The sequence below is a fragment of the Buchnera aphidicola (Aphis aurantii) genome, from assembly GCF_039388985.1.
GTDB classification, from domain to species: Bacteria; Pseudomonadota; Gammaproteobacteria; order Enterobacterales; family Enterobacteriaceae; genus Buchnera; species Buchnera aphidicola_BL.
Genome location: NZ_CP135021.1, coordinates 227,046 through 242,140, shown reverse-complemented (window position 1 = coordinate 242,140; position 15,095 = coordinate 227,046). Strand labels below are relative to the sequence as shown.

Here is a 15,095-nt window from a genome sequence, read left to right as displayed (position 1 = left end):
TAAATTTACATCATACGTCATGAAAAAACATAACTTACAATATTTTTTATTACCTTGGATTAAAAACATTCCAAAAAAAAGTATTAACAATCTAGTATTAGATAGTAGGAAATTAACATCTAAAGATATTTTTATAGCTATACAGGGCGAAAAAAAAAATGGTCATGATTTTATCTTGGAAGCAATTTCTAAAAAAGTAGCAGCAGTTCTATCTGAAACTACAAAAAAAAAAAAACATGGTGAAATAAATTACATTGATAATATTCCTATAATATCTTTTTTTAGACTATCTCAACAACTTTCAAATTTAGCTGAAAGATTTTATAATAAACCAAGTAGTCGAGTAAAAGTAATTGGAGTTACCGGAACAAATGGAAAAACTACGGTAACACAACTGATTAATCAATGGCATGAATTATTAGGTGATAAAATTGCAACAATGGGAACGCTTGGTAATGGATTTCATAAATCATTAAAACCTTCGGATAACACCACTGCATCAACGATTGATATACAATCATTTTTATATTCAGTATCTGATAAAGTCGCATCAGTTACTATGGAGGTGTCTTCACATGGTTTAGTTCAAAATCGTGTGAAAAATATATTGTTTTATGCTGCAATATTTACTAATTTAACACAAGATCACTTAGATTATCATAAAAATATGAAAACATATGAATTAGCTAAACGTTCATTTTTTACTGATCATCAAGTTAATAAAATAATATTAAATGCTAATGATAAATATGCAAAAAAATGGTTAAAAACTTTTTCTAATAAATATACAATTGCAGTTACTATTCAAGATAGTACTCAAAAAAAATATTCTAACAAATGGATCAATGCTATTGATATTAAAATTTTTAATGAAAAAATTGATATAAACTTTGAGTCTAGTTGGGGTGATGGAATTTTATCTACTTGTTTAATAGGAAAATTTAACATAGAAAATTTATTATTAGCACTAGCATGTATGTTAGAAATGAATTATAAATTATCTGATCTTATTAAAACATCTCTTGAACTGCAACCAATCTATGGACGAATGCAAAAATTTAATATAATTAACAAACCAATTGTTATTATAGATTATGCTCATACTCCTGATGCATTAAAAAAATCACTCAATGCTATTAAATTTCAATATTCTAAAAAAAAAATATGGTGCATATTTGGATGTGGAGGAGAAAGAGATTACAAAAAACGCCCTTTAATGGGTAAAATTGCAGAAAAAATAGCAGATCAAATAATAATTACCAATGATAATCCTAGAAACGAAAATCCAAATCAAATTATTAAAGACATTAAATCTGGATGTATACAAAATAAAAAATTAATAATTATTCCAAATAGAAAAAAAGCTATTTCTTATGTTTTTTTTCACTCAAATATCGATGATATAATTTTTATTGCTGGTAAAGGTCATGAAAATTATCAAATCATTGGGGATCAGTATATTAATTATTCAGACCAAGAAGTAGTGTTAAATTTACTGGAAAAAAAAAATGATTCCTGTGTCATTAAAAAAAATTGCTAGTATTACAAATGGTGTGTTATATGGTAAAAATAAAATAATAAATAATATTAGCATTAATACTAAAAAGATAGCGCCTAACACCTTATTTATCGCGATAAAAGGGAAAAAATTTGATGCACATTTGTTTATTCAAGAAGCGATTGAACAAGGATGTTCTGCAATAATAACTAATAGACATATAACATCCTATATTTCTTATATTGTAGTACAAGATACTACTATTGCTTTAGGAAAAATTGCACATTGGCTTCGTAATATAATTAACTTAAAAATATTAGCTATTACTGGATCTTGTGGAAAAACTTCAGTTAAAGAAATGACTGTTTCTATACTTAAAAAAAATAAAAATATAATATACTCTTCTAAAAATGAAAACAATCATATAGGTGTTCCCATTACTTTATTAAAATTAAAAAAAACAGACAAATATGGAGTAATTGAATTAGGAACTAACAATCCAGGAGAAATGCATTACCTCTCCAAAATTACTCAACCAAATATCGCACTAATAAATAATATTTATCACTCACATTTAGAAGGATTTAGATCATTATTAGGCATATCAAAAGAAAAATCAGAAATATTATCTCATTTAAAAAATCAAGGTATAGTTATTATTAATTTAGATAGTAACCATCTTTCACAATGGATAAAAAAAATTCAAAATAAAAAAATATTTTATTTTTCTATTAAAAAAAAAAAGAAAGTCATTTTTTTGCTACTAATATTAAAATTTATGCAAATCAAACATGTTTTATTATGCATACACCATCTGGAAAAATAAATATTGTATTACCTTACCTAGGGTATCAAAGCATATCTAATGCTTTAGCTGCTAGCGCACTCGCATTTGCAATTAATACACCATTAAAACAAATCCAAACTGGATTATTAGAATCTCCTATTATACCGGGTCGATTAGAACCTATTAAATTAAGTAAAAATATTATTTTAATTAATGATACGTATAATGCCAACGTAGCTTCTATGATTATCTCAATTAAAATTTTAGAAAAAATGCCAGGTTATAAAATATTAGTTATAGGAGACATGGCAGAATTAGGTGAAAAAAGTGTGTTATATCATAAAATTATAGGAAATATTTCTAGCTTATCAAATATTGATTATATTTTTAGTTTTGGAAAATACAGTCATGAAATTTATAAAATATGTAAAAATGCAAAACATTTTTCCATAAAACAAAAAAATCTATTAAAGAAAGATCTTAAAGAAACAATTTTGATGCAAAATAAAAGCACAGTTCTCATTAAAGGTTCGCGTAATATGAAAATGGAAACAATTGTAGAATATTTGATGCATGAGTCTAAAAAAAATGATATTTTTAATTAACCAATACTTAAATATTAAAATGTTTGCTTTAATTTCTTGTCGAATAATATTTAGTTTATTAACATCGTTTTTTATAAATTTATTTGTTGGACCATATATTATATCGTATTTTAAAAAATTTCAAACATTTCAAATAATAAGAACAGAAGGTCCTACCGGACATTTCAAGAAAAACAATACTCCTACTATGGGTGGAGTGTTTATTGTTATTTCAATATTTTTTTCTACTTTTTTTTACTGCGATTTAAACAACACATATATCTGGTATGTTCTTTTTATTTTAATAGGATATGGTGTAATTGGGTTATTGGATGATTACAAAAAAATTAAATTTCAAAATTCAGTGGGTTTAAAAATATTATATAAATTTCTTGGATTATCAATAATTGCTATATTACTTCTTTATATTATGTATGCTCATCAAGAAAATAGTATCGCTATAGAAATAATTATTCCTTTCTATAAAGCAATATCTTTTAAAATAAATTATCTTTATATATTTTTATCTTACTTAGTGATTGTTGGTTCAAGTAATGGAGTAAACTTAACAGATGGATTAGATGGATTAGCAATAATGCCAGTAATTTTTTTATCCTTTGGATTTGGTTTAATTGCTTTTTTTAGCTCTGATATTAATATATGTAATAATATAAATATTTCATATTCAGAGAAATCGAATGAACTTAGTGTTTTATGTGCATCAATTGTAGGTTCTGGATTAGGTTTTTTATGGTTTAATACTTATCCGGCTAAAATATTTATGGGAGATGTTGGGTCTTTATCATTAGGTGGAGCACTAGGAATAATATCGATATTATTACATCAAGAATTATTATTATTATTAATGGGTGGTATTTTTGTTATTGAAACCATGTCTGTCATATTACAAGTTATTTATTTTAAAATGAGAAAAAAAAGAATATTCAAAATGGCTCCAATTCATCATCATTATGAAATAAAAGGATTGTCAGAACCTTTAATTACTATTAGATTTTGGATAATATCTTTTATATTGTTATTAATAGGAGTTATCTCTTTAAGGATACACGATGTCATATAAATATTCAGGAAAAAAAATCTTAATTTTAGGTATAGGATTAACTGGAATCTCTTGTATTAATTTTTTTTTAAAAAAAGGAATAACTCCTAAAATAATTGATGAATCTAAAAATCCTGATTGCTTATACAAACTCCCTAAAAATATTCAATATAAGTTAGGAATTTTAGAAAAAAAATGGATTTTAGAATCAGATTTAATTATTATTAGTCCTGGAATATCTTCATTTAAACCTATTTTAATAGAAGCCAAAATATTAGGTATTGAAATAATTAGTGATATTGAATTATTTTCCAGAGAAGCTCAAGCTCCTATTATTTCTATTACCGGTACTAATGGAAAAAGCACTGTAGCTACAATGATAAAAAACATTGCGGAACAATCAGAATATAAAGTTGGTTTAGGAGGTAATATTGGGTTTCCAGCATTAGAAATGCTAGAAAAAAAAAATGATTTATATATACTAGAATTATCAAGTTTTCAATTAGAAAATATAATCAGCTTAAAATCTAAAATAGCTGTAGTGCTAAATATTAAAGAAGATCACTTAGATAGATATCCAAAAGGATTTAAACAATATAAAAAAATCAAACTATCTATTTATAACAATGCAGAAACATGTTTAATTAATTTAAAAGAAAACAACTTTTTTTTAAAAAAACAAAATAAAAAATATATTACTTTTGGCACGAATAATAGCGATTATTATATTAATAATGAAAAAAGTAATATTTTTTTATATTGCAAAAATAAAAAAGTACTTGATGTATCAAAAACATCACTTTATGGGCATCAAAACTATAACAATGCTTTGGTATCATTAGCAATTGCAGACGTTATGAATTTCCCAAGAGATAAATCTAAAAAAATACTTAGTACGTTTATAAATTTGCCACATCGATTTCAAATAGTACGAAGATGTAACAATATATCTTGGATTAATGATTCAAAATCCACAAATGTTAATAGTACCCAGATAGCTCTAGAAAACATTAATACCCAAGGAACAATATGGTTATTATTAGGGGGGGATAAAAAATCTGCTAATTTTAACATTCTTAAAAATTGTTTAGAAAAATTAAAAATTAGAATCTATTGTTTTGGAAAAGATGGTATGAATATATCAAAAATATGTCAAAAAAAATCTATTTACGTTCACGATTTGAAAACAGCTATGATTTTAATATCTAAAAAAGTCAAATCAGGTGATGTAGTACTTTTATCTCCAGGATGTAGCAGTAAAGATCAATTTAATAACTTTGAAGAAAGAGGTAATCTTTTCATAACATTATCAAAGGAATTAAGTTAATGTTTTTAAAAAAAAAGCAAAAAAAAGCAAAAAAAAGCATATCATATTATACGATAGAATACTAGTCTGGTTAACTTTAGCTTTATGTGTGACTGGATTAATTATGGTAGTATCTACATCTATACCTATAGGACAAAGTTTGTACAAAGATCCCTTTTTTTTTGCAAAAAGAGAAGTATTTTATTTTGTTTTAATATTTTTATTATCTTTCTTTCTTTTACGTATTCCTATGATATTTTGGAAGCAATATAGCAATATTATACTAATATTTTCAATATTATTGCTTATTTTTGTATTGCTTATAGGTAAATCAGTACATGGTTCTTATAGATGGATTAGTATAGGTATATTACATATACAACCTGCTGAAATATGTAAAATTTCTTCTTTTCTTTATATTTCTAATTACTTATCACGAAAAATTAAAGAAGTACATAATAATTTTTGGGGATTTTTAAAACCCATCAGTATCATTGCTATACAATCAACTCTTTTATTAGCAGAACCGGATTTAGGAACAGTTGTTGTTTTGCTACTTACTACTTTGTCAATTTTATTTCTTTCTGGAGCAAAAATAAAACAATTTTTTTCAATTATTTTTATCGTATTACTAATAGTAATATTTTTAATATTAATAAAACCATATCGTATAAATAGAATATTATCATTTTGGAATCCCTGGAAAGATCCATTTGGAAATGGATATCAGCTAACACAATCATTAATAGCTTTTGGAAGAGGACACTTTTTTGGGCAAGGTTTGGGAAATTCGATACAAAAACTAAACTATTTACCAGAAGCTCATAGTGATTTTATTTTTTCTATTATAGGTGAAGAATTAGGATATATAGGTTGTTTTCTTATATTATTAACTATTTTTATGATTTCTTTTCGAGCCATGTATATAGGTCAAAAATCTTTGGAAAAACAACAAATTTTTTCAGGATTTTTAGCTTGTTCTATTGGTTTATGGTTTAGTTTTCAAACCTTAATCAACATTGGAGCTGTTACTGGAATATTACCAACTAAAGGACTTACTTTGCCATTAATTAGTTATGGAGGTTCAAGTTTAATTATTAATTTGATGGCTATTTGTATCTTATTAAGAATTGATTTTGAACTACGGTTAAGTAAAAATCAAGCTTTACCTAAGGAAATTAAATGAGTTCTAAAAAAATTATAATTATAGCAGGTGGTAGTGGTGGGCATGTATTTCCAGCGGTAACTATAGCAAATTATTTAATAAAAAACGGCTGGAGTATTAATTGGATAGGAACAAAAAATAAAATAGAGTCTGACATTGTTCCAAAGTATAATATTAAAATTCATTTTATTCATATAAATGGATTAATTAACGCTAACTTAAAAACCTTAATTGTTTCTCCAATATATATATTGAAATCTTATTTTAAAATCAAAAAAATTATGAAAAATTACTTGCCCAACATTGTATTAGGTATGGGTGGGTATGTATCCGGCCCCGGAGGATTGGCAGCGTGGACTTCAAAAGTTCCTTTTATTTTACATGAACAAAACAAAGTTCCAGGTATTACAAATCGTTTTCTTTCCAAAATATCTACAAAAAATATGCAGGCTTTTAAAGGCTCTTTAAAAAATGCCGAAGTTGTAGGCAATCCAATTCGAGAAGATATTATCAAAATTCCACCACCTATGAAGCGTTTTCAAAATAGATCTGGCCCTCTTCGAATACTAATTATTGGAGGAAGTCAAGGTTCATCTATTTTTAATAGTACTTTACCTAAAATATCATTTTTTTTAAAATCAAAAGTTATTATTTGGCATCAAGTGGGAAAAAATGAACTAGAAAAAACAAAACAAACATATCAAACATATGGATTTTATCAATATATGGTTAATGCTTTTATTGAAAATATAGCTTCTGCATATGAATGGGCTGATATCGTAATATCTAGATCTGGTGCTCTTACTGTAAGTGAAATTGCCACTGTAGGAATCGGAGCAATTTTTATACCATATCCACATAAAGATCAACAACAATTATTAAATGCACAAGATCTAAAAAATAATGGTGCTGCAAGAATTATTGATCAATCTGAATTTAATGCGAAATTAATAGCAAATATATTAAATTCCTTAGATAGAAAAAAATTACTTATAATGGCAAAAAAGGCATTTTCTCTTGGAGAAAGAAATTCTACAGAAAAAATTTTTCAAATAATTAATAATATTTGTGAAAAATAAATTATTAACAATTAAATATATAAAAATGAATATAAAATACATAAAAAAAAATAATTTCTTTGTAAATAAATCATTCAATAAAATTCATTTCATAGGTATTGGAGGTTCTGGAATGAATGGAATTGCTTTGATTTTATTACAATTAGGATATAAAATTAGTGGTTCCGATATATTACAAACCTCTATTACAAAAAACCTAATCAAATTAGGAGCAATAATTTATTTTCAACATTCCAAAAAAAATATCAAAAATATTGATTTCGTTATTATATCTAGTGCTATTTCATCAACTAATCCGGAAGTTATAGAAGCTAAAAAAAAAAATATTCCTATATTATTAAGAGCAGAGATGTTACAAATATTAATGCAACATAAATTTGGAATAGCTGTTTCTGGTACACATGGAAAAACTACTACTACTTCAATGATTTTTGATATATTTAATGAAAATCAATTAGATCCTACTATTATTAATGGTGGTTTAATAAAATCAATTAATTCTTATTCCAGACTAGGATATTCTAACTATTTTATCGTAGAGGCAGATGAGAGTGATAGTTCATTTCTTTATTTAAATCCTAAAACTATCGTTGTAACTAACATTGAGCCTGATCATATGAATCATTATAATAATGATTTTAATTTATTAAAACAGTCATTTTTAAAATTTATAAATAAAATTCCGTTAGATAAAACAGTTGTGTTATGTATAGATAATGATGCTATACGAGATATAATTCCAAAAATAAAATGTAAAATCATTACATATGGATTTAATAAATCTGCTAAAATTCATATTACTTCTTACAAACAAAATAACTTTTCTTCAAGCTTTACTGTGATACGAAAAAACAATATATCAAATTTAAAAGTTACTTTGAAAATGGCAGGACAACACAATGCTTTAAATGCAGCAGCTGCAATAGCAATAGCTATGAAACAAAAAATTTCCGATCATAAAATTCTTAAATCATTAAAAAATTTTAAAGGTACATGTAGAAGATTTGAATATCTTGGAAAGATTTTGATTAAAAAAAATGGTATTGTAAAAGATAATATTATGTTAATAGATGATTATGGTCACCATCCTAATGAACTATTTAAAAATATTCAAACAATAAGAATAAGTTGGCCTAAAAAAAATTTAATAATGATATTTCAACCTCATCGATATACAAGAACATATAATTTATATAATGAATTTATTAAAGTTTTATCTCAAGTAGATAAACTACTAATATTAAATGTTTATTCTGCAAATGAAGAAATGATTAATGGCGCAGACAGTCAATCATTATATAATGACATAAAAAAAATAAAAAATAAAAATGTAGTTTTTGTTACAGATTATACATTAATATTAAATTCTATTATTTCTTATCTAAATGGAAATGATATTATTTTGATACAAGGCGCTGGAAATATAGAAAAAATAGCTAATGAAATTTTTATCAAAAAAAACAACAAGTGAAAATATGAAAAAAAAAGTGGCGGTATTACTCGGTGGTAATTCTTCAGAACGCCAAATATCAATAGCATCAGGCGATGCGGTTTTAAAAAGTTTAATTCGATCTGGTATTAACGCGTATCCATTTGACACACGTGATTTTCCTATTATGCAGTTAAAAAAACAAGGCTTCAATACTGCATACATTGCACTTCATGGTCAAGGAGGTGAAGATGGAAGCATTCAAGGAGTATTAGAATATTTAAATATTCCTTATACTGGTAGTGGAATTATGGCATCTTCTATATCTTTAGATAAGAAAAAAACAAAATTACTATGGAAATCTATTGGTCTTCATGTAATACCAGATCTATATATTCAAAAAGAAAATTTTTTAAAAAATTCATGTTTTTTTTTAGAAAAAAAATTTTCTCAATTAGAATACCCACTTATAATAAAACCTAATAATCAAGGATCAAGTATAGGAATAACGTTAATTCACTCAAAAGAACAATTAAAAAAATCGGTTGAAACAGCATTTAAATATAGTAATACTATTTTGATTGAAAAATTTATTAAAGGAGAAGAATATACTGTTTCAATTCTTGATACAAAAATCTTGCCTTCTATACGAATTATTTCAAAAAATAATTTTTATGATTATTCTTCAAAATACCAATTGTCTTCTACTCAATATTTATGCCCAAGTGGATTAAATAAAAATGAAGAAATAACAATTAAAACAATATCAAAAAAAGCTTGGAATATATTAGGGTGTAACGGTTGCGGAAGAATTGATTTGATATTAGATAAAAATAATAAATTCTGGTTACTAGAAATAAATACTATTCCAGGAATGACAAATCGAAGTTTACTCCCAATAGCTGCCAATGCTGCAGGTATATCATTTGATACATTAGTGCTAAAAATTTTAAATAAAACTATTATACCAAATAATTATTAATATTATAATTTAAACTTATTTAAAATATTAAAGTATTATAAAATAAAACCTTTATTATTGCTTGATAAACTTATTAAAAATGAATATTTCTATCGCTTATAAAGCGTACACAATTAAAAATGTTATTTAACAATATTTCTATATTTTTAAAAATTTAATTTTTTAAAAATAAAATTATAAAATATAATAATTAAAAAATTTTAAAAAACATAAATTTTTAAAACCTTATTTCTGTCTAAATAAACAATTTTAAAAACATTATTGATATCAAATAACTATAATATAAAATATCAGAAATCCTGATTTATAATACAAGTAATAATTGAAAAATATAGTACAGGCTAAGAAATAATGATTATATCAACAAATAAAAAATTGGTAGTCGGACTAGAAGTAGGAACTAATAAAGTAGTTACTTTGGTAGGTGAAATTTTAATAGATAGTACAATAAAAATAATTGGAAGTGGAATATGTAAATCAAAAGGAATAGAAAAAGGAAGAATCAATAATTTAGATGCAGTTGTGTCGTGTATAAAAGAATCTGTTTATAAAGCTGAAATTATGGCTAATTGTAATATTACTTCTGTATATTTATCCTTGTCTAGCAAATATATTGATTGTCAAAACGAAATTGGAATAGTACCCATTTCTGAAGACGAAGTTACCAAAGAAGATATAGAAAATGTAATACATACTGCCAAATCAGTTAAAATTCTTAATGAACATCACATACTACATGTTATTCCGCAAGAATATTCAATTGATCAACAATCCGGGATAAAAAATCCAATAGGTTTATCAGGAACGAGAATGCAAGTAAGAGTGCATTTAATTACATGCCATCAAAACATAGCTAAAAATATTATTAAAGCAGTAGAAAAATGTAATATTAAAGTTGACCAAGTAATTTTTTCCGGTCTTGCATCTAGTAAAGCAGTGTTAACCGAGGAAGAATGCAAATTAGGTGTTTGTATGATTGATATGGGAGGTGGAACAATAGATTTTACCACTTATATCGACGGATTTATAGAAGATAGTCAAGTTATTCCATATGCGGGAAATATTGTAACTAAAGATATTTCATACGCTTTTAGAACATCCTATTCTGATTCAGAAATCATCAAAATTAATTATAACTCTTTATTAAAAGCACCCAAAGATTCTCAAAGTAATATTGAGTTATCTGAAAAACATCAAAATTTATTTAAAAATTTACAATCAGATACAATATCAGACGTTATTGAATCCAGATACAGTGAGCTATTAACGTTGATTAATAATAGAATTCTTTATATACAAAATAAACTTTATAAAGAAGGAAAGAAATATCAATTATCAAGTGGTATAGTATTAACAGGAGGTGCTTCAAACATTTCATTAATGCATAAATATGCAGAAAAAATTTTTCAAAATAAAATTCGAATTGCTAAACCTATAAATATATCAGGATTAATAGAAAATATAACTGAACCAAATTATTCAACAGTAGTGGGATTATTACACTATGGAAAAGAATTTTACTTGGAATCTGAAAATATAAAAAAAGAAAGTTCTTTTATTGAAAAATGGTTTAAACAAATTAATAATTGGTTTAAAAGAGAATTTTAAATCAATCTTAAACATCTCTAAAATTCAAGATAGATAATGGAATTAAATTATGTTTGAACCTGTAGAATTAAGTAATAATGCAATAATTAAAGTAGTCGGTGTTGGTGGAGGCGGTGGAAATGCGGTAGAATATATGGTAAGAGAACGTATTGAAGGCGTTGAATTTTTTGCCATTAATACTGACGCCCAAGCTTTGAGAAAGATAGAAGTGGGACAGACTATCCAAATAGGAAATAATATTACTAAAGGATTAGGTGCTGGTGCAAACCCAGAAATTGGACGAAATTCAGCAGAAGAAGATAAAGAATTACTAAAGTCAGCGTTAGACGGTTCAGATATGGTTTTTATAGCAGCCGGCATGGGAGGTGGAACAGGAACTGGGGCGGCTCCAGTTGTCGCAGAAATAGCAAAAGAACTAGGGATTTTAACTGTTGCTGTAGTAACTAAACCTTTTAATTTTGAAGGTAAAAAAAGAATGATTATCGCTGATCAAGGAGTGGTCGAACTATCAAAATATGTAGATTCTTTAATTACAATACCAAATGATAAATTACTGAAAGTACTTAGTCGGGGTATATCTTTATTAGATGCTTTTGGTGCGGCAAATAATGTTTTAAAAGGAGCAGTTCAAGGTATTGCTGAATTAATTACAAGACCCGGTCTTATGAATGTAGACTTCGCTGATGTTCGAACTGTCATGTTAGAAATGGGATATGCCATGATGGGAACAGGAATATCTTCTGGGGAAAATCGCGCAGAAGAAGCTGCAGAAATAGCAATATCTAGTCCCTTACTAGAAGATATAGATTTATCAGGAGCACGAGGTGTATTAGTTAATATTACGGCTGGTTTTGACTTAAAGTTAGATGAATTTGAAACTGTAGGAAATACTATTAGATCTTTTGCGTCAGATAATGCGACAGTTGTAATAGGAACCTCTTTAGATCCAGATATGAATGATACACTGCGAGTCACAGTCGTTGCAACCGGAATTGGTATGGAAAAATACTCAGACGTTAATCAAATTAAAAATAAATCTTCTAAAGAAACACTGTTAGATTATCGTTATCAGTATTTAAATATGTCATCTTCCACACTAGATAAAAAACATATAAAAAATGATGTACATACAAAAAACGAAATTAAAGAAACAGAAAACCCAAAACGCAAAGAACCAGAGTATTTAGATATCCCTGCATTTCTTCGGAAAAGATCTGATTAAATTTACTCAAAACAAAATAGAAATTTTAATTCATTAAGATATAAACCAGTTATATTAACTTCTATTGTTGTATAATTAAACCTGCGCCAATAAAAAAAATAATCTATCGGCGCAAGGACATAAAAAATATTAATAACTAATCTACATTCATTTCTTCAAATTATTTGTTTTATGATAAGATATCATATTTAAAATACCTAAATATTTTGAGAATAATTTACAGTGAAAAATATTATTAATAATCATATTAAAATAACAAAAAATGCCATTAAAAAAATACAAAATCTTATTCTAATTAAAAAAAATAAAAACTTAAAGTTAAGAATATATATTATTGGAGGAGGATGTAGTGGGTTTCAATATCAATTTAATTTTGATGAAAATGTAAATAAAAACGATATATTAATTGATAAAAAAGATGTTTTTTTAATTATTGATCCTATAAGTTTACAATATTTAAATGGTGGAGAAATAGATTATATAGAAAATTTAGAAGGATCAAAGTTTATTGTTAATAATCCAAATGCAAAAAATACATGTGGATGCGGGTCATCATTTAATATTTAAAATAGTTGAAATAAATTAATATGAATATAAATATTGGAGTTATTGGTGCCATAGATCAAGAAATAAAAGTATTTAAAAAAATCATCAATTATAAAAAAATAAAAATTATTGGAAAATTTCAAATTTATATAGGAAAACTACAAAAAAACAACATTTTTTTAATCAAATCAGGTATTGGTAAAGTATCAGCTAGCATTGCTTCTATGCTGCTTATCCATTTTTTCAAACCTAATATTATAATTAATATAGGTTCAGCAGGAGGGTTGCACGATAAACTAAAAATAGGAGATATTATTATTCCTAATCAATTATGTTACTATGACGTAAATTTAACACAATTCGGTTATTGTATAGGTCAAATACCAAATTATCCAATAAGATTTAATATAAATAAAAAATTATATAATATTCTTAAAGAAACTGCTATCAAATTTAGATTTAAATTTGTTACAGGATTACTTGTTACAGGAGATTCATTCGTTAGTGGAGATGATTTAATTAATAAAGTAAAATTTCAATTTTCTTCTGCAATTGCGGTAGAAATGGAGTCTGCAGCAATAGCACAAGTATGTTATCAATTTCATACTCCATTAATTATTATTAAATCAATATCTGATTTATCTAATAAACAAGCCGCATTAAATTTTAAAAAAAATATATTTATCGCATCACTACAATCTTCTAATTTAGCTAAATTAATACTAGAAAATGCAAAATTTTGTAAATCTATCGAATAAATAATAGCATTCTCATAATATTTTTGATAATCTTTAGTAAATTAAAATGTTTTTTTAAATATTAAATTATTATATATCATATAAAATGTTTTATAAAACATCATTTTCCTTCTTTTAAAAAGTCTAAAAATAAACTCTATTATTTCACTGCACTTACAATCAATTATTAAATAATTTATTACTAATATATTAAAGGCAAAAAAAAATACCATGACTAATAAAAAAATATGGCATGAACAACTTCATTGTCATCTTGGACAATATTTTTTAATTGATAAAATATTATATCAAGAAAAAAATAAATATCACGATATTAAAATATTTGATAATGTAGTTATGGGAAAAGTAATGACTATAGATGATATTGTGCAAACTACAGAAAAAGATGAATTTATATATCATGAAATGCTAAGTCATGTACCCATATTTTCTCATGGTCTAATAAAAGATGTATTGATCATAGGTGGAGGTGATGGAGGTATATTAAGAGAAGTATGTAAGCATAAAAATATTGATAATATTACGATGGTAGAAATTGATATTAATATTGTTAATTTATGTAAAAAATATTTTCCCGATCACAGCAACAACGCATATGAAGATCCTCGTTTAGAATTAATTATTAACGACGGATTAAATTTCATAAAACAAACAGATAAAAAATTTGATTTAATTATATCTGATTCTACAGATCCTGTAGGACCTGGAAAAAATTTATTTATTTCAGATTTTTATTTAAATTGCAAAAAGAAACTCAAAAAAAATGGAATTTTTGTAGCACAAAATGGAGTTTCTTTTTTTCAAACAAAAGAAATTATTTTAACTTATGAAAATTTAAAAAAATATTTTTTTGATGCCAATTTTTACCAAGCATCCATTCCTACTTATTACGGAGGAACAATGATGTTTGCATGGGGATCAGATAATATAGAATTTCGGTTAAATAATTTGAAAAAATTAAAATCTCGTATAAAGAAATCAAAATTATCTTTTAACTATTATAATCCTCGAATACATATAGGCAGTTTTTATTTACCTCAATATATTATTAATGCATTAAATAAAAGTTAA

At 25.2% G+C, this 15,095-nt stretch carries 13 protein-coding genes and 1 pseudogene; all 14 read left to right on the top strand.

Translation table 11 applies throughout. From position 1 onward, the window contains the following. Window positions 1-19 precede the first annotated feature (19 nt). The 14 genes and pseudogenes from murE to speE all read left to right on the top strand — a co-directional run bounded on the left by murE (window position 20) and on the right by speE (window position 15,095). Window positions 20-1,540, top strand: coding sequence for a UDP-N-acetylmuramoyl-L-alanyl-D-glutamate--2,6-diaminopimelate ligase (gene murE / locus RJT32_RS01120; protein WP_343154448.1), 1,521 nt, complete (start codon window positions 20-22; stop codon window positions 1,538-1,540). Next, a complete protein-coding gene (locus tag RJT32_RS01115; protein WP_343154447.1) occupies window positions 1,509-2,324 on the top strand; it encodes a UDP-N-acetylmuramoyl-tripeptide--D-alanyl-D-alanine ligase in 816 nt (271 codons plus the stop codon). Before murE ends, RJT32_RS01115 begins: the two co-directional genes overlap by 32 nt. Then, window positions 2,300-2,890, top strand: a complete 591-nt coding sequence (locus RJT32_RS01110) for a glutamate ligase domain-containing protein (RefSeq protein ID WP_343154446.1) — start codon at window positions 2,300-2,302, stop codon at window positions 2,888-2,890. Before RJT32_RS01115 ends, RJT32_RS01110 begins: the two co-directional genes overlap by 25 nt. Continuing rightward, window positions 2,874-3,950, top strand: coding sequence for a phospho-N-acetylmuramoyl-pentapeptide-transferase (gene mraY, locus RJT32_RS01105; RefSeq protein WP_343154445.1), 1,077 nt, complete (start codon window positions 2,874-2,876; stop codon window positions 3,948-3,950). The genes RJT32_RS01110 and mraY overlap by 17 nt, the downstream gene beginning before the upstream one ends. After that, window positions 3,940-5,256, top strand: a complete 1,317-nt coding sequence (murD, locus tag RJT32_RS01100; RefSeq protein ID WP_343154444.1) for a UDP-N-acetylmuramoyl-L-alanine--D-glutamate ligase — start codon at window positions 3,940-3,942, stop codon at window positions 5,254-5,256. Before mraY ends, murD begins: the two co-directional genes overlap by 11 nt. 16 nt (window positions 5,257-5,272) lie before the next feature. Then, window positions 5,273-6,421 (top strand): annotated as a pseudogene (gene ftsW, locus RJT32_RS01095) (cell division protein FtsW); the annotation flags it as partial. Beyond that, window positions 6,418-7,479 (top strand): undecaprenyldiphospho-muramoylpentapeptide beta-N-acetylglucosaminyltransferase, encoded by a 1,062-nt coding sequence (gene murG, locus RJT32_RS01090; RefSeq protein WP_343154443.1) that lies wholly within the window; start codon window positions 6,418-6,420, stop codon window positions 7,477-7,479. The pseudogene ftsW and the gene murG, both read left to right, overlap by 4 nt. Before the next feature lie 25 nt (window positions 7,480-7,504). Further along, the gene (gene murC, locus RJT32_RS01085) at window positions 7,505-8,950 is read left to right on the top strand and encodes a UDP-N-acetylmuramate--L-alanine ligase (RefSeq protein ID WP_343154442.1); all 1,446 of its coding nucleotides are present in this window, start codon (window positions 7,505-7,507) and stop codon (window positions 8,948-8,950) included. A gap of 4 nt (window positions 8,951-8,954) precedes the next feature. Next, window positions 8,955-9,890 carry a D-alanine--D-alanine ligase gene (locus tag RJT32_RS01080; RefSeq protein WP_343154441.1) on the top strand — a complete coding sequence of 312 codons (936 nt, stop codon included), beginning with the start codon at window positions 8,955-8,957 and terminating at the stop codon, window positions 9,888-9,890. A gap of 351 nt (window positions 9,891-10,241) precedes the next feature. Then, complete coding sequence (gene ftsA / locus RJT32_RS01075) at window positions 10,242-11,498, top strand: cell division protein FtsA (RefSeq protein WP_343154440.1); 1,257 nt, start codon at window positions 10,242-10,244, stop codon at window positions 11,496-11,498. 49 nt (window positions 11,499-11,547) lie between these two features. Then, the gene (gene ftsZ, locus RJT32_RS01070) at window positions 11,548-12,720 is read left to right on the top strand and encodes a cell division protein FtsZ (RefSeq protein WP_343154439.1); all 1,173 of its coding nucleotides are present in this window, start codon (window positions 11,548-11,550) and stop codon (window positions 12,718-12,720) included. Between the two features lie 222 nt (window positions 12,721-12,942). Then, the gene (gene erpA, locus RJT32_RS01065; protein WP_343154438.1) at window positions 12,943-13,287 is read left to right on the top strand and encodes an iron-sulfur cluster insertion protein ErpA; all 345 of its coding nucleotides are present in this window, start codon (window positions 12,943-12,945) and stop codon (window positions 13,285-13,287) included. Window positions 13,288-13,313: 26 nt separating this feature from the next. Further along, on the top strand, window positions 13,314-14,024 hold the full coding sequence (locus tag RJT32_RS01060; RefSeq protein ID WP_343154524.1) for a 5'-methylthioadenosine/adenosylhomocysteine nucleosidase: 711 nt from the start codon (window positions 13,314-13,316) through the stop codon (window positions 14,022-14,024). Window positions 14,025-14,234: 210 nt separating this feature from the next. Beyond that, window positions 14,235-15,095 carry a polyamine aminopropyltransferase gene (gene speE, locus RJT32_RS01055; protein WP_343154437.1) on the top strand — a complete coding sequence of 287 codons (861 nt, stop codon included), beginning with the start codon at window positions 14,235-14,237 and terminating at the stop codon, window positions 15,093-15,095.

What these genes read in the sequence shown, in the direction of transcription:
- murE (WP_343154448.1), top strand. Translation starts at nt 20, where the DNA reads ATGAAAAAACATAACTTACAATATTTTTTATTACCTTGGATTAAAAAC.
- RJT32_RS01115 (WP_343154447.1), top strand. Translation starts at nt 1,509, where the DNA reads ATGATTCCTGTGTCATTAAAAAAAATTGCTAGTATTACAAATGGTGTG.
- RJT32_RS01110 (WP_343154446.1), top strand. Translation starts at nt 2,300, where the DNA reads ATGCATACACCATCTGGAAAAATAAATATTGTATTACCTTACCTAGGG.
- mraY (WP_343154445.1), top strand. Translation starts at nt 2,874, where the DNA reads ATGATATTTTTAATTAACCAATACTTAAATATTAAAATGTTTGCTTTA.
- murD (WP_343154444.1), top strand. Translation starts at nt 3,940, where the DNA reads ATGTCATATAAATATTCAGGAAAAAAAATCTTAATTTTAGGTATAGGA.
- murG (WP_343154443.1), top strand. Translation starts at nt 6,418, where the DNA reads ATGAGTTCTAAAAAAATTATAATTATAGCAGGTGGTAGTGGTGGGCAT.
- murC (WP_343154442.1), top strand. Translation starts at nt 7,505, where the DNA reads ATGAATATAAAATACATAAAAAAAAATAATTTCTTTGTAAATAAATCA.
- RJT32_RS01080 (WP_343154441.1), top strand. Translation starts at nt 8,955, where the DNA reads ATGAAAAAAAAAGTGGCGGTATTACTCGGTGGTAATTCTTCAGAACGC.
- ftsA (WP_343154440.1), top strand. Translation starts at nt 10,242, where the DNA reads ATGATTATATCAACAAATAAAAAATTGGTAGTCGGACTAGAAGTAGGA.
- ftsZ (WP_343154439.1), top strand. Translation starts at nt 11,548, where the DNA reads ATGTTTGAACCTGTAGAATTAAGTAATAATGCAATAATTAAAGTAGTC.
- speE (WP_343154437.1), top strand. Translation starts at nt 14,235, where the DNA reads ATGACTAATAAAAAAATATGGCATGAACAACTTCATTGTCATCTTGGA.